The organism is Peribacillus simplex NBRC 15720 = DSM 1321, from assembly GCF_002243645.1.
In the GTDB taxonomy this organism is placed as follows: domain Bacteria; phylum Bacillota; class Bacilli; order Bacillales; family DSM-1321; genus Peribacillus; species Peribacillus simplex.
In genome coordinates this window covers 3585237-3605828 of sequence record NZ_CP017704.1, presented here as the reverse complement: position 1 = coordinate 3605828, position 20592 = coordinate 3585237, and the positions used below count along the sequence as shown (strand labels likewise).

Sequence of the window (20592 nt, the reverse complement as noted above, 5' to 3'; positions counted from 1 at the left end):
GTTAGTTTCCCACCCTTCCCTTAAAGGCGCTTTGATAGATTCCGAGAATCTTTTGTTCATTTAGCTTATAAGGAGTATTCGATAGCAAGCGATCAATTTTTGCAGCCTGTTCCGCCAGCATCGGTAATGAGTCCTCTTCAATCCCAAGCTCTGATAACGATGTAGGTAAATCAAGATCTTCCAGAAGCTGATACATATAATCAACAACTGCCTTTAACGCTTCGCTTGGCTGTGATTTGAAATCACCCAGCTGTAAAAAGGACGCTACATCTATCATTTCTTTCGTGCATGTTTTCCCAATCACTTCGAAAACAAATGGCATTAAAAGGGCATTTGCGACCCCATGCTCAATATGATATTTACCGCCTAGCGGATATGCCAGTGCATGAACCGCCCCAACCCCTGCATTTGCTAGAGCCACACCCGCTAACGAGCTTACCCAGCTCATTCCGGTTCGTGCATCCAAATCATTTCCGTTATGGACAGCTCTCTTAATGTTCGAAGGAAATAGTTTCATTGCTTTCTCTGAATAAACTTTCGTAAGCGATGTAGCCTTGATGGCAATATAAGATTCAATGGCATGTGTAAAGGCGTCCACCCCTGATGCCGCGGTAACTCGTGCCGGGCAGGAAATGGTCAATTCCGGATCGATGATCGCTACATCCGGTAGGAATACCGGGCTTACGATCCCCCTTTTTACTTGCTGCTCTTCATCACCGAAAATGGCATTCATCGTCACTTCTGAACCTGTTCCTGAAGTCGTCGGCAAAAGAATGCTTTTGACGGTTCTTGATTCAACCACTTTTTCGCCGTTTATATATTTTGTTATATCGCCTTTCCCGCATAAAGCTGCTGTTGCTTTCGCTACATCCAGCGCACTTCCCCCGCCGATTCCGATGATTAAATCACATTTTTCTGCATCTAGCGTTTGTACGGCATCCTTCAATAGCTGAAACGTCGGCTCTCCCGCAATCTCCGTATATGTGATGGTTGGTATGGAAAGGGGCATAATGTGATCCAACACTTTTTGAACAACGCCCACTTTTTCAAGACCTTTGTCACTTACAATCGCAACCTTCTTTGCTCCCAGCTCTTCTATTTCCTTTACTAACGTCGTAAATGCTCCAACACCAACCCGGAAAACTGTCGGCATTCGAAAATCATGGATTACATATTGAGCAGCTGACATTTTTCATCCTCCTTTGAATACGTATTCAAAAAAACTCACCAGACAGTCCAACCGCCATCAACCACCAATGTTTGACCTGTCATCATATCTGAACAATCTGATGCCAGATATACCACACCGCCAAATAAATCCTTCGTTTTAGCAAGTCTGCCAAGCGGAATCCGACTCAATACTTCCTCTTTGAACGTTTCATCTTCAAACATCGGCTTGGTCATCGGTGTTTCAATGAAGGTTGGAGCAATGGCATTGACATTGACTTGATGCGGAGCCCACTCTATCGCAAGCGCTTTCGTCAGCTGTGTAATTCCTCCTTTGCTGGAGGAGTATGCAGCCCGTTTGTAATAACCGACGAATGCCATTTGCGAAGACATATTTATGATCTTGCCTTTTTTTTGGCCGATCATATACTTCCCTGCAGCTTGGCTCGTAAAAAATACACTTTTTAAATTAATGTCCAGTACTGTATCCCAATCTTTCGATGTCAACACTTCAGCTGGCTTTGCCACGTTTATTCCTGCATTATTTATTAAAATATCAATCTTACCGAAGTGTTTGTTTATGCCTTCCATTACTTGCGCCGTTTCATCAACCTTAGTTAAGTCAAATGAAACGGGTAAAACATTTGCACCGGTTTGACCAATTTCATGTGCTGCTTCTTCGAGTTGCTCTTTATTGCGGGCAACTATCGCTATATTGGCCCCAGCTTGCGCAAGCAAATGGGCTAAGTCTTTACCGATTCCTTTACTTGCGCCTGTAATGATGGCCACTTTACCGTTTAAATTAAATAAATGATTTATATCCAATCTATCACCTATCTTTACCTCATCGAGGCGATTTTTGTACACGCAGGCATTTTGCATTTTCATTTTGAATACGTATTCAAAATGTTGCAAAATGATTGTTAGCGATTACAAATTAAAATATAAACAACTTTCTGACTTTTGTAAATAGTAAAAATAATATTAGTCTAAAAATTTTAAAAATGACCGATTTCTTTTTAAGGAGTGTTAATACACTTAAGGTCCAATCCAAAACCGGCCTTTACCCTTAATCTTGTATGGGGGCTGGCCCTGTTGTTTTACGGACCATCAGTTCAGGCTTAAGGAAAATTTGTATCGACGAAGATGATGTTTCTTTATTTTCTATGAGATAAATTAATTTTTCCAAAGCTGTTAAAGACATTTGATCCATTTGTTGAGATATTGTGGTCAGCCCTATAAATTCATTAGCGGACAATCTTATATTATCAAACCCAACAACGGATAAATCATCAGGAATTTTCAATTTCAGGCTTGAAGCTGCATCTAGGACTGCGAGAGCCATCTGATCGGATGCGGCTATGATTGCAGTCGGCCTGTCTTTCTTTTTCAGCAGTTTTTTTGTAAATGAATAAATCTTGTCATAGGAAAATTCGCTATTGAAAATCAAACCATCATCAATTTCATATCCGTTCTCCATTAGCTCTTCTTTATAACCTACCGTTCGCTCATAAGTTGCCAAGTATTTGGATGGGCCGGATATTTTCGCTATTTTTTTATGTCCTAATTTTATTAGATGCTGAACAGCAAGCCTGGCACCTTTATTATTATCCATTACGATAAAGTTAACGTCCTTGATATCGAGGAAACTATTATATAATAATACGGGAAATCCATTATCATGTAACTTCTTGATTTTATCAGTATAATTTTTACTAACGCTTGTAAGGATGATTCCCTCAACCCTTTTGCCAATCAGCAAATTAATGGCTTGTTCCAAGTTTTCATCTTTATGCCCCGTGTTGTAGACGATGACATCATATTTTAATTCTTGTGCCCTTTCTATGATGACTTCCGCCGTTTCGGCAAAGAATGGATTTGAAATGCTCCCTAATATTAAACCTATTGATTTGGTTCTTTTTTCAACGAGGCTTCTGGCAATTTCATCCCTTGTAAATCCCAGCTCATTAATTACAGCAAGAACCTTGTCACGCGTATTTTTCTTAATATAGGGATAATCATTTAAAACCCTGGAGACTGTTGATTGTGAAACACCCGCTATTTTTGCCACATCTTCTGTCGTCACTCTCTTCATGCTTCATTAATCCTTTCCATGTCTAGAAATTGTTATCCTAGGAAACTAAAATAACAAATTTATATCAAATAAACATTATGAATTTCCTTTAATATATCATAATATTTAAAATTTTACTTTCAGTTATGGAACTGTTTTGGGTTTGAATTGCTTCAGGTTGCACTTTTCGCAAAATAGGAGGATCTAAAGTGAATGAAACAGCGTTTGTTGCTTATCTTATCTTCCTATAGAAGGAAGAGCCCATCTCTAAAGATGGGCTCCGGACTGTAGACAAACATTAATTGAGCTTACATAAATCGTTGTTTTCCACTCCAGGCACTCGCTTTCCGATCAACGTTCAAATTTTACAAACAAGATTGGTCCTCTTTGCCTTCCAGGTTATTTTAGTGAAACTTTCCCTTCAAAAAGCGATACAGTCCATCTTCTCTATATGAATACTCCGTCACTTCATCGGCTTGTTCTTTGACCAGGTCAGTGGCATTTTTCATGGCCACGCAATGCCCGGCGAGTTTAAATAGCGGGAGGTCATTTTCACCATCGCCTACTGCCAGGATATTTTCCGGTGCTAGCTGGAAATGTTTCAGTAGCAGTTGAACGCCTGTTGCTTTTGTGATCCCTTCCACGGTCACTTCTACATTATGATGAGTGGAGGAAGCTGTGGTAAAGGCATTGTACTGCTTGATTTTCCCCAACTCCGCTTTCCATTCTCGAATCGTATTCATTTCATTGCTGAAAAAGTAGATTTTGGCTACGCTGCTAATGTCCAGTTGTTCTGACCATCTTATTTTGTCTTCCACTGCATCCTGTCTTGATAGCCATTCATTTTCATCGACTGTCTCAGGTTTTGGCATCAAACCTTGTTTAACCATATAGTCTTTATCTTTAAGTAATGCCATCCGTGTTCCATCATTCGGATGAACTTCGTAATAAATCTCTTCTGCTCCTGCTTTGGCTACCAATTCTTCCACAAGTTCCGTCGACAGGGCGTGTTCGACAATCTGTTGCTTTCCGATGAATACGGACATTCCATTGGCAGTCACCATTCCATCGGCTTCCATGCCGGACGGCAAAACGTCCCTCACTTCTTCCAGCGTTCTTCCTGTTGCAATGAAAATCAGCTTACCGCTTTCCCTAAGTTCGCCTATGTATTGTTCCAGCGTCTCATTCACAGTATTTCTTTCGTTTAATGTCGTGCCATCCAAATCTAGCACTATTGCCTTGTTGGTCATGCAAATCACCTCAAGAATCCGTATGATGATGAAAATGCCAACAGCCCATTATCTATAAGATCTTAGGCTGTTGGTTTCATTCATTTATTTTTGTTCATCTACCTTAACAGTATAACAGTTTAGGATAATCCTAAAAGTTTCATGACGCTTAGGATGAAGAGACCGACCACACCGAAGTCCGAATCACCAAATGTGGTACCTTCAAAACCTACATCCCCCAAGAAGACCAGGAGTATCGCCGGCAGGAAACTAATGATGAGCCCGTTGGCAAAGGATCCAAGCATCGCTCCGCGTCTGCCTCCTGTGGAATTTCCAAATACACCTGCTGCAGCTCCGGTGAAGAAATGCGGTACGAGCCCTGGAACGATTACTTTCAATCCAAGTACCGGAAGGATGAACATGGATAATAGTCCAGCCAAGAAACTGAATAGGAACCCGATGATCACTGCATTTGGAGCGAATGGAAAGATGGTCGGACAGTCCAATGCAGGTTTTGTATTCGGCGCCACTTTATCGGCAATCCCTTTGAATGCAGGGACGATTTCAGCAATTAACATCCGAACCCCCGCAAGGATGATGTAGACTCCTGCAGCAAATGTTATCGCCTGGATGAAAGAAAATACGATAAAATTCGAACCGCCGGATAATTCCGTTTCAATATAGTTCTGTCCGGCAAACAATGCGACGATCACGAAGAACAACGTCATCGTAAGCGATACAGCGACTGATGTATCCCTCAGGAATCCTAAAGATTTAGGAACCTTGATTTGCTCTGTCGTTTTTTCCTTATTTCCAAACCATTTTCCAACAGTCGCGGATACAAAATATCCAATTGTCCCGAAATGGCCGATGGCAAAATCATCGCTTCCGGTAATCTTCCTTACATATGGCTGAAGGAGGGCAGGGAACATCACCATGCATACTCCTAATAGAATGGAACCGACCAAGATAAGCGGAAATCCGTTGAGCCCGCCGACCGATAGGGTGACTGCAAGTAAACAAGCCATGAATAAGGTATGATGTCCCGTTAAGAATATATATTTAAATGGCGTGAAACGAGCTAGCAAAACATTGACAACCATACCAAAAACCATGATTAGTGCAGTCGAAGTCCCAAAATCACTTTGGGCGGCTGCGACAATGGCTTCGTTATTCGGTATGACACCTTGTACATTGAATGCATGATCGAACATTTTACTGAATATATCAAGGGCGCCAATGAGCACTGCCGCTCCCGCTCCAATGATAATGAAGCCCATGACGGTTTTTAGCGTTCCAGATACAACATCCGCACTGGATTTCCGCTGTAACAGCAGTCCAATGAGGGCAAACAGCCCCACAAGTATGGAAGGTGTACCCAAGATGTCATTCATGATTAGTTCCAGCATTGCCTCTCCCCCTCTTCTTTATGTTTTCTTCTTATAGATGTGAAGCTAATTTCGATGTGATTTCAGGAATGCTCATCATGTTTTCCAGCGTGACGATCGTACGGGTTCCATCATCCAGCTGACCGACAATATCCGCCGCTCCCAGGAAAATATCCGCCTGAACCGTTTTTGCGGATGCCAGATCCGTATGATCCACCTCGGCCGTCTTCCCCATTTCCGTCAACGCTTTCTTCACATTCATCTCCATAATGAAGCTGCTTCCCAATCCGTTTCCGCATACTACCATGATTTTCTTCATATCAATCTCTCCTTTTTTTATCCTACATGCATTTCCAATTTAGATTTGATTTCAGGGATGCTCATCATGTTCTCCAGTGTGACGATCGTACGGGTTCCATCATCCAGCTGACCGACAATATCCGCCGCTCCCAGGAAAATATCCGCCTGAACCGTTTTTGCGGATGCCAGATCCGTATGATCCACCTCGGCCGTCTTCCCCATTTCCGTCAATGCTTTCTTCACATTCATCTCCATGATGAAGCTGCTTCCCAATCCGTTCCCGCATACTACCATGATTTTCATTCCGCTTCCTCCTTCGAATATTTATGAACGTACTCCATAAGGACCGATTTATTTGAAGTGCGTAAGATTTCTTCTATATTGGCTGGTTCATTCAATAATTGAGTGAGCTGGATCAATGCCCGCAGATGCGAATCGTTATCCACGGCCGCCAAAATGATAATCAGGCGAACCGGTTTATCCGGCGCAAAGTCAACGGCTTCATCCAATTTCAGCAAACTCATGGATAAAGACCTGACCCCCTGCTCCGGACGTGCATGGGGAATCGCCACTCCAGGTGTTATCACTACATATGGTCCATTCGTTTCTATCGCCTCGATCATTGCATCCACATATCGTTCCTCGACGGTTCCTAAGTCCACGAGAGGCTTGGCCGCTACTTGAATGGCTTCTTTCCAATCGGAAACATGCTGCTGTAATTGAATCGTTTGCATATTGAGCAGTTCTTCTAACACAGGCTTCTCCGCCTCCTTTAAAGAAAATTGGTTTATTTTTGGTGTATGGGTATACACATTCGACTTCAAAGCCTTTTCAAGCTGATCCTTTTCATGGATGGTTGCATACTTGGAAATGATTTTTAATAAAGCTGCAACATCCACACTTTCCGTCGTATATCCATACAATTCCTGCATGACCTGCTGGCGCAATGTATGTTTGTCCTGCATTTCCAAAATGGGCGGTACAACAAATAATGCCGCTTTTGTTCTCATATGCACCGTTGAAAAAACAAGATCGTACGACAGTGGGTATTCAGCCGCTTTCCTTACTGACAGAACATCCAGGAACAAAATATCCGGAAATAATTCCCTCAATGTATAAATGAGGATATTGCTGATGCCAATACCATTCGGGCATACGACAATCGCCCGTTTTCGATCATCCAATGTGGTCCCTTGCCTGCGCAGCCATCCGCCAAAATAGATCGTGAAGTATGCCACTTCCTCTTCTGATACTGGACGGCCAATCTCTTTCTCCAACACCCACAGGGATTTTTTTGTCAAATGGTGCAGTTCAGGATAGACCTTCTGCACCCGTCCCGTCATCGGGTTCATTTGCGGGAGACCATACCGCAGGCGATGATATGCCGGTTTAAAATGAACGTATAATTGTTGGCATAGCTGTTCTTTGTCTTTCAGGTGAACAAATGCCAGCCTCTCGAACTCTTCCACGATTTGCTGCAAAAGGTGTTGAATGACTTCATCATCCTTAAGAGGGGAAATGTCCTTCGTTCGATTCATGCTCAGTAAATGTAAGGTTGCATATAAGTTTTCCGTTTCGCTCCATACTGATTGAAAGGCATTCGTTCTGGTCATTTCCTCAACCATTTTGTATTCTTCCGTCGCAACAAACGGAGCCCAACTCTCGTCGGCCTGTAACTCTTCCCCTTTTCCTATGAGCTGATCTGTACATAGAAATAAATAGCTTAGTTCATGAAGCCGTTCATCCGTAAAGGTGATGCCTAATTTACGTTCGATCCTTTCAAGCTGTAACCGGATCGAGCTGATTTGCTTTTCATGATTTCCCCATATGCACTCCATGATCAATTCACTATTGGGACTATTCAGTACATCATGCACGAGACGTTCAATGATATATCTCTTTACTCGGCTTTCCCCAATCACCACGTAGCCATCTTGTTTGGAATACTGTATCTTGAGCGATATGTCCCTGTTTTTCTCTTTAAGACTTTTTAAATCCTTCAACACCGTATTTCGTGAAAGCCCGGTGATCGTCTGGAAATGATAGACGGACAATTCCTCTTGGCTTAACAGGATCATGAGGTAAAAAACTTTTTCCCTATCTGTCTCTGAAAATATATAATTGCGTTTTGTCAGTTTTACATTCAATTCTTCATCCTTGATTGTTTCAGAAAAGGAGTAGCCCATTTCACGATTATATTGAATCGGTTGATATCCATGAAATTGGAGCCAGTCATTCGCTTTGCTCAGACCATATTGGATTTGCCTTCTCGTCAGACCTGTTTGGGCTTCAAGTTCTTTCATTTTTGAAATGGGCGAATGCTGTAATAGTTTTAGTAAATTGGCGCTTCTTTCATCTAAAAACATTCTCAATCCCTCTCCCTGCTTCTACGATATCCCACTTCTTATTAAAAATGTAGCGTTTCTAAGTCCGAATGTTGTCATAGGTACTGCACAATAATATACTCTTTAAACATTTGTGCACAATACCGCATGTAATCAATTTTCAATACAGACTATATTTTAAAGGAGGATAGAGCACCGAGGGCGGACCGCCCGCGGAAAGCGAGTGCCTGGAATGGACAAATTGTCCTAATACTAAAAAAAAACTGTAGGCAGACTCGATTTTCATCGGGTTTGCCTACAGTCTGAGAGGGAACAAAAAGTACCCTCTTTTATTCTACTAAAGTATCATTTGTATAAGAGTTATATCTGCTTGCTGAAATCGCGCTGAGCTCCCCTATAGCTTCCGATTATGTTTTGATAACCAGGAAGCTGGCTGGAAAGTAAAGCACCAAAACCTTCGACATCGTTGCGCCAATCACGTTGTAATTCGCAAGCTACGCTAAACCAGTTCATAAGCTGCACACCACCATGGGCCATACGCGATAATGCCGCATCAGCTACCTGTTTACTGACTGTTCCAGAAGCATCAGTGACAGCGAATACTTCATAACCTGCGTTCAAAGCGGAAAGAGCCGGAAAAGCAACGCAGACATCTGTAACTACACCCGCGATGATAAGTTGTTTTTTACCAGTTTCTTCGATTGCTTTAACAAACTCTTCATTATCCCATGCGTTAATTTGTCCGGGCCGAGCTATTTTTGGTGCGTGAGGAAAAAGTTCTACCAATTCTTGCATGAGCGGTCCGTTTGGTCCGTTTTCAAAGCTTGTTGTTAAAATAACTGGTAAATCAAAAAACTTGGCGGTGTTGGCAAGAGCCATAACATTGTTCTTGAATTCATCAACACCATAATCACGCACTAGCCCGGAAATAAGACCGGTTTGATGATCCACTAGAAGAACGGCAGCATCATCTTTGGAAAGACGAGAATAGAGATCAGACATTTTTAAAGTCCTCCTTTTATTAAAGCATCGAAGAAAGTTCATATGTAGGGAAATTCCCCCCAACTCCTTCGTTGGTTCCAGTCAGTTTATAACTTAACTGACTTCCGCCATAAGTTTATCTATAAACTTATAGCTTGTCAAACATATATTATAAGAATCATTGATTATTGCTAATACTCTGTCTTTTTATATTAATCTAGAACTGGAGTGTTATCGATCCAATGAATGAATTGTTGTAAATATCGCTCAAGATAACGTTTTGTTTGATCGTCAGTAAGCACTTTCCGATCAGAATCAATCTTTTTATGTACTTGCGATATCAGCATTTTTTGAAATGGGAGAACATGCACTTGCATGGCTTCTAGTATTTGCCTGATTTGCATTTGAGCAAATGCAGTACCCATTCCACCAGGAGTAGCCCCAATCAGTCCAACTGGTTTTTTGGCAAGAACGGCGGACTCTCGAGGTCTTGATGCCCAGTCCAATCCATTTTTTAATACGCCTGGTATTCCAGAATTGTACTCTGGACTTACGATAATGATACCGTCAACGTCCTGAATGGCTGATTTAAATGATGTCACTGTTTCTGGGACGCCACTTATTTCTAAGTCTTCATTAAACAACGGAAGATCATTAATTTCGATCCAGCGAAATTGATAAGAATCAACCATATCCGTCAATGATTGAGCAATGATTCGATTATAAGAATTTTCCCGTAAACTGCCGCAAATAAGGCCGATGGTTCTGGTCATCTACTTCCCTCCCTTTTTGAAATCATCTCCTATAATACCATAATATACCAACAGTAAAAAAGTGACGTTATTCCTAATCACTAAATATGGCAAAACATAATAGCTGGGTAAAAAGAACTTCCTAAAATTGATCATGAATTCTAAATTCCGTGCTCTAAAGTCCCTCTTCCATTTTCTGAATATTTACAACATACTATAAACTATAAGGCGATTGGGAGGCGTGCAGAAATGGATGAAAAGAAAGTTACATGGTTAGAGCTCTTTTATGATTTGTTATTTGTGGCGGCCGTTGCGGGCGCCACTCATGTTTTACTGCATGTTGAAGATGGATATATCCATCCAGAGTATTTATTTAAGTTCGTGTTGATTTTTATTCCTATCTGGTGGGCTTGGGTAGGGCAAACCATATTTATTAACCGGTTTGGAAAGGATGTATTTCATCAACGGCTATTTTTGATACTGCAAATGTTTTTTGTCCTAATTATGACATCAAGCTTATCAGCTGATTTTGATCCTTATTATCTTTCTTTTTTAATTGGTTATATTGGCTTAAGAGCCGTGACTGCTATCCAATATCTTGTTGCACAGCGGATAGAAGAGGGAGTTCGAAAAAAGGCAGCACTCTTTTTGGGAAGGTATTTTTGGATTGGGATCGCCATTTCATTATTCTCCGTCCTTTTTGATTCTTGGCTTCGATATGCTGTGCTGTATTTGGGCATCCTCATCGATATCATTATCCCAATCCTTGGAAGAAAGTGCTTAGAAAAGGTTCCTACAAATACGGCCCACTTGTTGGAACGCTTTGGTCTATTTACCATCATTCTCTTTGGGGAAGCTCTTATCAGCACCCTTGCGGTAATTCAACCTAAACAAGGAAATTGGGATTCGATAGCCTTTTCCATCTTTTCATTTGCCTTGATAATAGCTATGTGGTGGCAATATTTCGATAACATGGAGAAGAAAGTCGATAAGTCTGTACAATCTTCCGGCCAAATCATCATTTACGGTCATCTGTTTATTTTAATGTCTATAAGCATGATTGCAGCAGCCATCAGATTATTGTTTTTACATGAGGTCCATTATTCATTTATCCTCTATTTTGTGTTTGGTTCCGTATTGCTCTATTTCATTTCAACCACTTTTGTTTTCCACCAATATAGACATAAGCACCAGCGGTTGCAAATATATCATTTAGGGTTATTCTTAGGGATTTTAGCAGTCTTTTTTATTTTTAATTTGTTTGTCGTGGTACCGAATATTGTGATAATAGGCGAACTAACACTGTTTTTTATCATCTTTGCTAAACTAACGACCACATAATAAAGGAATCAAAGAAGCCAGTATCAAACGATAATACTGGTTTCTTTGTATCGAAGATGGAAGTTTTTGCATTTGACACCAAATTAGTTTATTCATAAACTGATTGTGACAAAGAAAGAATGAGGTGACATTCATGAAAGAAAACACAACGAATCCCTCTACATCTATTAATGAGGAACGACTAGGTTTAATGTTATGGTTCCGAATAACACGTATATATAACCAGAGTATCCGGGAATCCAATCAACATTTAAAGAAATGGAATCTATCGGCAGCCCAATTCGATATCTTGGTTCAGGTAGGTTCCCATGAACGATTGTCTCAGCAAGAACTGGCAAACAAGCTTTTTGTGACAAAAGGCAATATCACTCAACTATTAAGGAAAATGGAAGAGTTGGGATTGATTAAACGGGAACAGGAATGGAAAACAAAATACCTTTCATTGACTGAGGAAGGAAAAGAGTTTTTCCATGAAGTTGTTCCAAAACAAGAGCATTTTCAGGCATCACAGTTTGCCAACTTGAATGAGACGGAAAAACAACAGCTTTTGGACTTACTTAGTAAAGTTCAAAATTGAAAACAGATCACCCGTTGGAATGGTGATCTGTTTTTCTATTCATAATCTAATTTGTACTTTTGAGCAGATGTTATTTCGGTTTTTTCATGAACAATGAAAGCACCACATTCACGATGGCGAAAATCAAACTAATTTTAAATACAAGTGATGAACCTGAGGCAGCAGCTGCCGGTAAATCATTTGCCACATCAGTCATGTAGCCATTTTGGTTCGCAGAGAATAGCGAAACCATGACCGCTATCCCAATTGCCCCTGATACTTGTTGAGATGTTTGCGTAATCGCAATGCCATCCGGATAGAACTGTTTTGGCAATGCATTCAATGTATTCGTTTGTACTGAAGCAAGTACCATGCCTATACCAAGCATCATCACGATATGCGTAACAACCATGATCCATAGTGCTGTGTCTGTTCCATACATTGCATATAGCCCGTAGCCAATGACAACTAGAATCGTTCCTGGTGTAATCACGGCACGAGGTCCATATTTATCAAATAGCTTGCCGATTATTGGGGCAAAAACACAGTTTAATAGACTGCCTGGCAGCATGATCAGCCCAGTAGCGAACGCAGACACCAATAACGCCATTTGCATATACATTGGTAACACTACCAGCATCGATAACATGTTAAGGAATGTAATCATGTTCATCGCAAGGCCCAGTACAAATAGTGGGTATTTGAATGCTTTTAAATTCAACATTGGGTTTTCCATCTTCGTTTGACGGATTGCAAAGAGAATGAGAGCGATCAAACCAACGATGATCGTGCCAATTACCGTCATATCCGTCCAACCATGATCCCCGCCTACACTTACACCGTATACAACTCCACCAAAACCAATCGTCGATAACACAACTGACACGATATCGATTGATACTTGTCGAGTTTCATTGACATTCGGAATATAGATATAGCCAAAGATAAGCGAGAACAACAAGAACGGAATCGTAAACCAGAATATCCAAGGCCATGATAACGTATCTAAAATCATCCCTGCTAATGTAGGACCGAATGCGGGACCCGCCAAGATGACTAAGCCCATCACACCCATTGCCCCGCCTCGTTTATTCGGTGGGAAAATCGTGAAAATGACACTTTGCGTCAACGGCAAAATGATCGCCAGTCCAGCTGCCTGAATGACACGGGCTGTCAATAACACGCTAAAAACCGGCGCTACTGCAGCGATGACCGTTCCGATGACCGAAAAAAATAAAGACGCCATGAACATTTGGCGTGTCGTGAATTTTTGCATTAAAATTCCTGTTACTGGCACTAAAATACCAAGCGTTAAAAAGTAGCCTGTTGCAAGCCACTGTATTGTCGTCGCATCCACGCCAAAAATGTGGCTCAATTCACCTAAGGCGATGTTCAATGCGGTTTCACTAAATAGCCCAACAAAGCCTGCTACCAAAAGAGCAGCCATTATCGGTCCTGTTTTAATATTTTTATTATCCACTTGTTAAAACTCCTTCAATATATTGGGTAACAATTGCGAAATTACTTTTAGCGGCTTTGCCGATGTTTCGGCCAAACAAAGCATCATTGCCCCTTCGATAGAGGCTGTCATCATCAATGCAATATTGGAAGCTAACTCTTTTGAATATCCATCTTCCATTAGCTTTTTAAAATAAATCCCTTGAATTTTCGCATATAGTTCGGCGCAAGCCTTTCGTACAGGATCGCTTAATGTGGCCATTTCACTTACCATGCTGCTAAATGTGTAACCCGTAATCGTCCCTTCACTTTCTAAATTGACGATTAACTTTTCAATCATAGAATTTGTCGCTTCTAACGTTGTCGGATATCGTTCAAAAATATCCACGATATCCATCGTAATTACTTCATTCAAAGAATGAAGGCAAGCAATTAATAATTCCTCTTTTCCATTAGGAAAATGGTGATAAAGCGAACCTTTCGTAACATTACATACTTTTAAGATTTCGCTTAGTCCAACACCTTTATATCCTTTTTGTTGAAAAAGAATCGTTGCATGGTCGATTATCAACGATTTTGTATCCATTTCCGTAGCACACCCCCGCCATACCAACCGGTCTATTTGTAACTATAGCAAAAAAATTTCTTTAGATGTAAGTACTTTTTTACTTCTCTTAATAACGAATTCACAATTTAGACAAACTTTTTATAAACTGCATTTTGATTTTCTATTTGATTATCAGTTGACACTTTGTATACATATGTATACATTTAACCTAGGATAAAAATTGTATACAAACGTATACACAGAAAGAGGTTTTTACATGAGAAATGAAAAATTCAAAAAAGATGGACATCACGGTAGTGAGTATTTCAAAGGAAAAGAGCATGGTTCACACCATCGTGGCCCAAAAACGTTTCGCCGCGGAAGAGCAATTTCTTTTTTAGAAATGATGAATCTTAAACGTTCAACCATTAAGGAACAGTTAGATAAACCAGAATTTCAATCCATTAATCAAATCTTAGTCGGTGAATTAAAAGCCATTGATATGTTAATCAACGAATTCATTCAATTATTTGAAATACAAGAAAATGAAGCAGCCGATAAGAAGGAAACTTCCAATAATGGTGAGAAAGGAATGGAAATGAATGAAACAAATTAACAGTTATATCGATTCAGTGTTTTATATCAAAGATGACATTTTGGAAGAAGTCATTACGTCCATACAAGAAAACGGAATGCCGTCCATATCGGTATCTCCCTCATCTGGAAAACTACTTACTATGCTTATATCCATTTCAGGAGCTAAAAATGTTTTGGAAATAGGCGCTCTTGGGGGCTATAGCGGGATTTGCCTTGCCAGGGGATTCGGCAACGAAGGAAAATTAACCTCCCTTGAATTAAAGGAGGATTACGCAAATTTAGCTTATGGCAATCTATCCAAAGCTGGCTTTGGCGATCAAGTATCATATATGACCGGAGCAGCTCTGCAAAGCCTGGAAAAACTCGTTCGTGATAACAAGAAATTTGATTTTTTCTTTATAGATGCTGACAAGGACAATTATGAAAATTACCTGCAATATTGCATTAAACTGGCAGAACCGGGTGCTTTAATCGTCATGGATAACGTACTTGCAGGAGGCAGTGTCGCAGATCAGGATGCTAAACCTAAACATTATACTGCATTTATGAAGTCATTCAATGAAACTGTAGCCAATCATCCTAAATTGGAATCCCTGCTTATTCCAATCGGTGATGGGCTCACCATTTCAAAAGTAAAGAAATGAAGGATTCAAGGTATGTAGCTCAAATTCATGTGTAAATTGCGTTTCACGGGTATAGTGCGAATTCACGAGTATATCGATCAAACTCACGTATATATCGCCCAAATATCCTATTCATGAAGAAAATTAAAATGAATTTCTATAATCTTGAATGAAAATGATTTTTATTATCAATAATAAATATGAAAGAAGGGTAACCAGTTTGATGGTTACCCCCGATGGTTTAAATTTCTGGATCAAATGTTTTGCAATCCGTTTCTTTGCTATTTGATGCTTGATTCCCTTTATGACTTACAACATAAATAGCTTCTGCACTGCATTTGTTTCCAGAATCCCAAAATTTACAATTATTCACTTCACATAGAACATCTTTTGCCATCTTATCACACCTCCTCATTTGCTATCATTAACAAAGTTGGGGTTATTGATACTTTCCTTTTTCAGGTTTTTGTGTCTAATTTTAAGGAAAACGAAAATGAGAGCATTTTCTAACATTCGCAACGAACAAAAATCCGGGCAGCTTCCGCCCGGATCTTTTTATGCTTATGCTGATCTTTTCAGTAGTTCCGCTTGCGGAATTTTCCAAAGCTCCCGCCATTTTTTCAAGGCCGAAATGAGAATGACCAATCCTAGGCATAACATGGTGATCGATAATATTCCGTTCAAGATGCTGAATCCTGCAGAGTCCGGGTTCAGGTATACGTTTTTCACCATCCAGTACCCTGCTACATTAACCGTTACATATAAGTAGGCAAGGGGTACGAGGCATGTCCAGATATACCAGCGTTTGTCTGCAATTTTCAATACGACGGTCGCACCGATGATGAGTCCAATCGAAGCCATGAGCTGGTTGGATACGCCAAAGAGTGCCCAGATCGAACCAATGTCCCCAGAGTAAAGTAGATATCCCCAGATAAAGCAGGCTAACGCGCTGGCGAAGATGTTACCCGGCAACCAGTCGACCCTTTTTAATGGTTTATAGAACTCCCCGAAGAAGTCCTGGATTAAATAACGGGCAACACGTGTCCCCGAATCGATTGCGGTTAATATGAACACCGCCTCGAACATGATGACGAATTGGAAGAAAAACGAAGCCAGTTTGTCAAAGAAGGGTATTTCGGTAAAAATATAGGTCATGCCGACAGCAAGTGTAACTGCCCCGCCTGTCCGTCCCTCCAGATCAATGCCGATTTCTTCACTAAGTTCGTTAAGATGTACGGTTTCCATACCTAAAGTTTGAAACACTTCAGGTGAAGAGTTAATCGCAAAATAATCCCCTGGCTGCAGCGAAACCGCAGCAATCAAAGCCATGATGGCAACGACACATTCGACAAGCATCGCTCCGAAACCAACGGATTTGATATCACTCCAACGGTTTAACATTTTTGGAGTTGTGCCTGATCCGACAAATGCATGGAATCCTGAAATCGCCCCACAGGCGATGGTTATTGAAATGAATGGCCAAACAGGACCGGCTACAATCGGGCCCCCGCCATTAATGAATTCGGTAAACGCAGGAAATTGGATTTCAGGATTCACCACGAAAACGCCGATAATCAATGCGGCAAATACACCGATTTTCATAAATGTACTCAAGTAATCACGAGGTGCCAGCAGCAGCCAAACAGGCAATGCGGCAGCGAAGAAAGCATAGATCGGCAAAATGATGGCAAGTGTGCTCGCTTCAAGTGTCAATAATTCACCAAGTGCCGTTCCTTGAATGTTCGGACCAAGTAAAATCCCGGCCATGATGAGCGCGAACCCGACGATGGTCGCCCCTTTCAGGTTGCCGGTTTTTTTATGGTAAAGCCCTACCCCCATGGCGATGGGGATGGTGATCCCGACAGCAAACGTTCCCCATGGATTATTTTCCAAAGCATGCAGAACGACCATTGAAAGTCCTGCCATCGTGATCGTAATGATAAAAAGCATCGCAAGTCCTGTACAGAAACCTGCTACAGGTCCAAGTTCTTCTTTCGCAACTTCCGAAAGGGATTTGCCGTCTTTACGCATCGACGCGAAAAGCACGACGGCATCATGGACGGCTCCCCCGATTACAGCCCCGATCAAAAGCCATAATAAACTTGGCAAATAGCCGAATTGTGCAGCAAGGATCGGCCCCACCAAAGGACCAGCCGCTGCAATGGCTGCAAAATGGTGGCCGAATGCCACCCATTTATTTGTTGGAACATAATCTTTTCCATCTTCTAATTTATGGGCCGGAGTCGGCTTGGAATCATCGAGTTTTAATACTTTGAGTGCTATGAATGTCCCGTATAAACGGTAGGCAATCATTAATATACAAATGGAGCCTATGACAATTGTAACCGCATTCATATTTGAACCCCCTCTATTTCTTACATCGTAAAAAAATGATATCACAATGAAAGCGGCTTCAATGGGTTTTCAAGCTATAATGCAGATATCGGGGGATGGACTGCATTATGAAGAAGCTAAAATGCAGAATTATGAAAATTTTTAAAAACCAATAAGCTGCTTTAGCTCCTTCACATACGTGCGGCTTACCGGAATGTTTGATCCGTCACTCATAATGAGATTATAAGTCGAGTTGAACCAAGGCTGTATTTCCGATATATGGATGACATTCACGATAAAACCGCGATGCACCCGTAAAAATGAGCGCTTATCGAGCTTCCTTTCAAGCACGATGAGAGGGTCACCGATTTTATATTCATTTTCTTCGGTTTTAATGATCGTCTTTCCTTCCATGAGACCAATGAATAAAATAGTGTCCCGGTCGATCAGAACGATCCGATCATCTATCACTACAGGCAATTTACCTGTCTGTTCCACCGCCGTTCGGCTGGCGGGAGGTGCTGTCCCTGATTCATCTTCCCCAATTTGACGCTGCTTCATGAGCTTATCCAATGTTTGACGAATCCTTTTTTCATTAAATGGCTTTAATAGATAATCAAATGCATATAACTCGAAGGCTTGGAGGGCAAACTCATCATAGGCGGTCGCAAAAATGAGCGATGGTGCCGGGTCAAGTTCCGCCAATTGCTTAGCCAAATGTAAACCATTGCCCTCTGCAAGCTCAATGTCCAAAAAGACAAGTTCAGGCTTAAGACGGGAGATATCCCTCATGGCATCTTCCATCCCCTCGGCCTCACCCACGACTTCAACTTGCCTGCTTCTCTTCAGTAGATATTTCAATTCATCTCTTGCCAGTGGTTCATCCTCTACGATAAATGCTTTCAACATCGTTGACTTATGCTCCTTTTTCGTTGAGTGGTATTGATATTTTCACTTGTGTTCCGTGCCCCGTTTCACTTTCTATCGTGAGGCTGGCATGGCCTTTATAGATCCCTTCCAGCCGTTCACTGATATTATGAAGGGCCGTTCCTGTACCTTTAATCGATTCTACAGCATGCTTACCCAATTCATCTATTCTCCCGCTTGAAATCCCTTTTCCGTTATCTTCCACAACAATGCGCATCGTATCGTCCTTAAAGTATGCGTGAATGATGATTTCACCTTTGCTTTTCACGTGTGAAAATGCATGGTGTACCGCATTCTCAACAAGTGGCTGCAACGTGAATGGAGGGATGAGAACTTCCTTAAGCCTTGGCTCAATGCGATAGTCGATATGATATTTATCTGGAAAACGTGCCTGCTCCAGGGATAAATAAGCGTTGACATGCTCCAATTCCTTTTCTAGCGGCACCAGTATTTGTCGGGCCCCTTGTAAATTAGAGCGAAAGAAGGCACTGAGCTCCTGCAATAAATTTCTTGCCTTCTCGACATCCGTCCGGCATAAAACGGATATCGTATTGATTGCATTGAATAAAAAATGAGGGTGGACCTGTGCCTGTAATGCCTTAATTTCAGCATCTTTCAATAATTTCGTTTGCATTTCCGCTTTAGCGAGTTCCAATTGAGTAGAAAATAGTTTTGCCAACCCTTCAGCTAACTCTTGTTCCACTTGGCTTAATTTATCCGGATGCTTGAAATACATCTTCAAAGTCCCGACCGTTTTCTGTTGGACCTGCAACGGCAGGACCACTGCCGCTTGCAATGGGCATTGATCATGAAAACAATAAATATCCTTTTTTGTTTTGGCCACGATGATTTTTCCTTGTTCAAGTGCTTTTTTCGTTAAGCCTGTCGCTATTCCCACCTTAGGGACATGGTGATCTGACGCAGCACCCACATGGGCAAGTACACTATGTTCATTGGTAATGGCCACGGCGTCGGCTTCAGTCAGCCCCAAGATGATTTGGGCGATTCTCTTGCATGAAGTTTGATTCAGACCTTGCCGGAAAAAGGGCAATGTCTGATCAGCAATCAGGAACGCAAGATTCGTTTGTACCGCCCGCGTCCGTGCTTCGTCCCTCGTGATCGACTGAATGATGAGCATGAATAGTAAAGTCCCGAAACCGTTGATGATGATCATTGGAAGTCCGATTACTTGTACGAGCTCCCACGACCTTTCAAATGGTTTGGCAGTCACCAGGATGATGCCCATTTGGATCGCTTCCAAGGTCATGCAAATGGGAAGAGCAAACCAAGGGGTGATCGTCCCATGCTTTCGGCGCCTTTTCCCCAAAAACCCCGATAAGACCCCAGCCAAAATCGCGGCGATCGCACAAGCTCCCGCCGTAAAACCCCCGAGAAAATAACGGTGAAGCCCCGCAATCAAACCTACTCCTAACCCAACAAATGGGCCCCCAAGCAGACCGCCGATAGCCACGCCCATGATCCGTGTATTGGCAATCGCATTATCGGGAGCAATCTCAGCATGCCAATCACCCTCTGGCATGGCATGATTCCCGATTTCGATTCCTGTATAGTTACTTATGATGCCGAATGTTCCAAAAAGTGCGATAAACATGATTTTCTTTGACATTTCATGTTCATGGCCTATCATTTGCCGAAAGGGTTTCATATAAGAAAGCAGGAATGCAGCAATTACGATGATCCCAACTTTTTCAAACAGCGACGGTAATAAATCAACCAAAGCATTCACCCCATTTCTGGCTTTTTCATTCATCTTACACCAGCCATGAAATCCTTGTCGAATTTTGTTTTTACGATTAACACCGATAATCCTATTTGCGCTAATCAAGAACGCGCTAATCAAGAACATGGAAACAAACATGTCACATTTGGGACATACGCCTTCAGATTACCTCTCTTCAATATAGCGGGAGAAAAAGCTACAAGCTGCAGAACTATTAGATAGGCGTAGGGAA

General features: G+C 41.5%; 20 protein-coding genes. 4 read left to right on the top strand and 16 right to left on the bottom strand.

From position 1 onward, the window contains the following. Position 1: 1 nt before the first annotated feature. The 10 genes from BS1321_RS17370 to BS1321_RS17325 form a co-directional block, all read right to left on the bottom strand. Complete coding sequence (locus BS1321_RS17370) at positions 2 to 1189, bottom strand: iron-containing alcohol dehydrogenase (protein ID WP_063235151.1); 1188 nt, start codon at positions 1187 to 1189, stop codon at positions 2 to 4. Between the two features lie 35 nt (positions 1190 to 1224). Then, positions 1225 to 1992: an SDR family NAD(P)-dependent oxidoreductase gene (locus BS1321_RS17365; protein ID WP_232522703.1), complete on the bottom strand. Its 768-nt coding sequence runs from the start codon at positions 1990 to 1992 to the stop codon at positions 1225 to 1227. Between the two features lie 244 nt (positions 1993 to 2236). Continuing rightward, on the bottom strand, positions 2237 to 3262 hold the full coding sequence (locus BS1321_RS17360) for a LacI family DNA-binding transcriptional regulator (protein WP_063235150.1): 1026 nt from the start codon (positions 3260 to 3262) through the stop codon (positions 2237 to 2239). Between the two features lie 383 nt (positions 3263 to 3645). Further along, a complete protein-coding gene (locus BS1321_RS17355) occupies positions 3646 to 4491 on the bottom strand; it encodes a Cof-type HAD-IIB family hydrolase (protein ID WP_069981762.1) in 846 nt (281 codons plus the stop codon). 119 nt (positions 4492 to 4610) lie between these two features. Beyond that, a complete protein-coding gene (locus BS1321_RS17350) occupies positions 4611 to 5879 on the bottom strand; it encodes a PTS ascorbate transporter subunit IIC (RefSeq protein WP_063235149.1) in 1269 nt (422 codons plus the stop codon). A 31-nt stretch (positions 5880 to 5910) separates the two neighbouring features. After that, positions 5911 to 6177, bottom strand: a complete 267-nt coding sequence (locus BS1321_RS17345) for a PTS sugar transporter subunit IIB (RefSeq protein ID WP_048883161.1) — start codon at positions 6175 to 6177, stop codon at positions 5911 to 5913. A gap of 17 nt (positions 6178 to 6194) precedes the next feature. Continuing rightward, positions 6195 to 6461 carry a PTS sugar transporter subunit IIB gene (locus BS1321_RS17340; RefSeq protein WP_048883162.1) on the bottom strand — a complete coding sequence of 89 codons (267 nt, stop codon included), beginning with the start codon at positions 6459 to 6461 and terminating at the stop codon, positions 6195 to 6197. Continuing rightward, entirely contained in the window at positions 6458 to 8524 is a 2067-nt protein-coding gene (locus BS1321_RS17335) for a BglG family transcription antiterminator (RefSeq protein ID WP_063235148.1), read from the bottom strand. The genes BS1321_RS17340 and BS1321_RS17335 overlap by 4 nt, the downstream gene beginning before the upstream one ends. A 339-nt stretch (positions 8525 to 8863) precedes the next feature. After that, complete coding sequence (gene ycaC / locus BS1321_RS17330; protein ID WP_063235147.1) at positions 8864 to 9505, bottom strand: isochorismate family cysteine hydrolase YcaC; 642 nt, start codon at positions 9503 to 9505, stop codon at positions 8864 to 8866. A gap of 191 nt (positions 9506 to 9696) precedes the next feature. Continuing rightward, entirely contained in the window at positions 9697 to 10257 is a 561-nt protein-coding gene (locus BS1321_RS17325) for an NADPH-dependent FMN reductase (RefSeq protein ID WP_063235146.1), read from the bottom strand. A 228-nt stretch (positions 10258 to 10485) separates the two neighbouring features. On the opposite strand from BS1321_RS17325, the gene BS1321_RS17320 reads away from it, so the two are divergent. Beyond that, positions 10486 to 11577 carry a low temperature requirement protein A gene (locus tag BS1321_RS17320; RefSeq protein ID WP_063235145.1) on the top strand — a complete coding sequence of 364 codons (1092 nt, stop codon included), beginning with the start codon at positions 10486 to 10488 and terminating at the stop codon, positions 11575 to 11577. Between the two features lie 133 nt (positions 11578 to 11710). After that, positions 11711 to 12154, top strand: coding sequence for a MarR family winged helix-turn-helix transcriptional regulator (locus tag BS1321_RS17315; protein WP_063235144.1), 444 nt, complete (start codon positions 11711 to 11713; stop codon positions 12152 to 12154). A 70-nt stretch (positions 12155 to 12224) separates the two neighbouring features. Here the strand turns inward: BS1321_RS17315 and BS1321_RS17310 are convergent, their stop codons facing one another. Together BS1321_RS17310 and BS1321_RS17305 are read right to left on the bottom strand one after the other, a co-directional pair. Beyond that, on the bottom strand, positions 12225 to 13580 hold the full coding sequence (locus BS1321_RS17310; protein WP_063235171.1) for a DHA2 family efflux MFS transporter permease subunit: 1356 nt from the start codon (positions 13578 to 13580) through the stop codon (positions 12225 to 12227). A 36-nt stretch (positions 13581 to 13616) separates the two neighbouring features. Continuing rightward, complete coding sequence (locus tag BS1321_RS17305; protein WP_063235143.1) at positions 13617 to 14177, bottom strand: TetR/AcrR family transcriptional regulator; 561 nt, start codon at positions 14175 to 14177, stop codon at positions 13617 to 13619. A gap of 238 nt (positions 14178 to 14415) precedes the next feature. Between BS1321_RS17305 and BS1321_RS17300 the strand changes: the two genes are divergently transcribed. Beyond that, a complete protein-coding gene (locus tag BS1321_RS17300) occupies positions 14416 to 14754 on the top strand; it encodes a hypothetical protein (RefSeq protein ID WP_063235142.1) in 339 nt (112 codons plus the stop codon). Then, positions 14741 to 15379: an O-methyltransferase gene (locus BS1321_RS17295; protein WP_063235141.1), complete on the top strand. Its 639-nt coding sequence runs from the start codon at positions 14741 to 14743 to the stop codon at positions 15377 to 15379. Before BS1321_RS17300 ends, BS1321_RS17295 begins: the two co-directional genes overlap by 14 nt. 220 nt (positions 15380 to 15599) lie before the next feature. Here the strand turns inward: BS1321_RS17295 and BS1321_RS17290 are convergent, their stop codons facing one another. The 4 genes from BS1321_RS17290 to BS1321_RS17275 form a co-directional block, all read right to left on the bottom strand. Next, on the bottom strand, positions 15600 to 15755 hold the full coding sequence (locus tag BS1321_RS17290; protein WP_069981761.1) for a DUF1540 domain-containing protein: 156 nt from the start codon (positions 15753 to 15755) through the stop codon (positions 15600 to 15602). A gap of 164 nt (positions 15756 to 15919) precedes the next feature. Then, positions 15920 to 17713, bottom strand: coding sequence for a carbon starvation protein CstA (cstA, locus tag BS1321_RS17285; RefSeq protein ID WP_063235140.1), 1794 nt, complete (start codon positions 17711 to 17713; stop codon positions 15920 to 15922). Positions 17714 to 17854: 141 nt separating this feature from the next. Beyond that, the gene (locus BS1321_RS17280; RefSeq protein WP_063235139.1) at positions 17855 to 18601 is read right to left on the bottom strand and encodes a LytR/AlgR family response regulator transcription factor; all 747 of its coding nucleotides are present in this window, start codon (positions 18599 to 18601) and stop codon (positions 17855 to 17857) included. 7 nt (positions 18602 to 18608) lie between these two features. Then, positions 18609 to 20390 (bottom strand): sensor histidine kinase, encoded by a 1782-nt coding sequence (locus tag BS1321_RS17275; RefSeq protein WP_063235170.1) that lies wholly within the window; start codon positions 20388 to 20390, stop codon positions 18609 to 18611. Between the last annotated feature and the right edge of the window lie 202 nt (positions 20391 to 20592).

Excerpts from the sequence above, each read along its gene's own strand:
- BS1321_RS17370 (WP_063235151.1), bottom strand. The coding sequence starts at position 1,189 with ATGTCAGCTGCTCAATATGTAATCCATGATTTTCGAATGCCGACAGTT.
- BS1321_RS17360 (WP_063235150.1), bottom strand. The coding sequence starts at position 3,262 with ATGAAGAGAGTGACGACAGAAGATGTGGCAAAAATAGCGGGTGTTTCA.
- BS1321_RS17355 (WP_069981762.1), bottom strand. The coding sequence starts at position 4,491 with ATGACCAACAAGGCAATAGTGCTAGATTTGGATGGCACGACATTAAAC.
- BS1321_RS17350 (WP_063235149.1), bottom strand. The coding sequence starts at position 5,879 with ATGCTGGAACTAATCATGAATGACATCTTGGGTACACCTTCCATACTT.
- BS1321_RS17345 (WP_048883161.1), bottom strand. The coding sequence starts at position 6,177 with ATGAAGAAAATCATGGTAGTATGCGGAAACGGATTGGGAAGCAGCTTC.
- BS1321_RS17340 (WP_048883162.1), bottom strand. The coding sequence starts at position 6,461 with ATGAAAATCATGGTAGTATGCGGGAACGGATTGGGAAGCAGCTTCATC.
- BS1321_RS17335 (WP_063235148.1), bottom strand. The coding sequence starts at position 8,524 with ATGTTTTTAGATGAAAGAAGCGCCAATTTACTAAAACTATTACAGCAT.
- ycaC (WP_063235147.1), bottom strand. The coding sequence starts at position 9,505 with ATGTCTGATCTCTATTCTCGTCTTTCCAAAGATGATGCTGCCGTTCTT.
- BS1321_RS17325 (WP_063235146.1), bottom strand. The coding sequence starts at position 10,257 with ATGACCAGAACCATCGGCCTTATTTGCGGCAGTTTACGGGAAAATTCT.
- BS1321_RS17320 (WP_063235145.1), top strand. The coding sequence starts at position 10,486 with ATGGATGAAAAGAAAGTTACATGGTTAGAGCTCTTTTATGATTTGTTA.
- BS1321_RS17315 (WP_063235144.1), top strand. The coding sequence starts at position 11,711 with ATGAAAGAAAACACAACGAATCCCTCTACATCTATTAATGAGGAACGA.
- BS1321_RS17310 (WP_063235171.1), bottom strand. The coding sequence starts at position 13,580 with ATGGCTGCTCTTTTGGTAGCAGGCTTTGTTGGGCTATTTAGTGAAACC.
- BS1321_RS17305 (WP_063235143.1), bottom strand. The coding sequence starts at position 14,177 with ATGGATACAAAATCGTTGATAATCGACCATGCAACGATTCTTTTTCAA.
- BS1321_RS17300 (WP_063235142.1), top strand. The coding sequence starts at position 14,416 with ATGAGAAATGAAAAATTCAAAAAAGATGGACATCACGGTAGTGAGTAT.
- BS1321_RS17295 (WP_063235141.1), top strand. The coding sequence starts at position 14,741 with ATGAAACAAATTAACAGTTATATCGATTCAGTGTTTTATATCAAAGAT.
- BS1321_RS17290 (WP_069981761.1), bottom strand. The coding sequence starts at position 15,755 with ATGGCAAAAGATGTTCTATGTGAAGTGAATAATTGTAAATTTTGGGAT.
- cstA (WP_063235140.1), bottom strand. The coding sequence starts at position 17,713 with ATGAATGCGGTTACAATTGTCATAGGCTCCATTTGTATATTAATGATT.
- BS1321_RS17280 (WP_063235139.1), bottom strand. The coding sequence starts at position 18,601 with ATGTTGAAAGCATTTATCGTAGAGGATGAACCACTGGCAAGAGATGAA.
- BS1321_RS17275 (WP_063235170.1), bottom strand. The coding sequence starts at position 20,390 with ATGAATGAAAAAGCCAGAAATGGGGTGAATGCTTTGGTTGATTTATTA.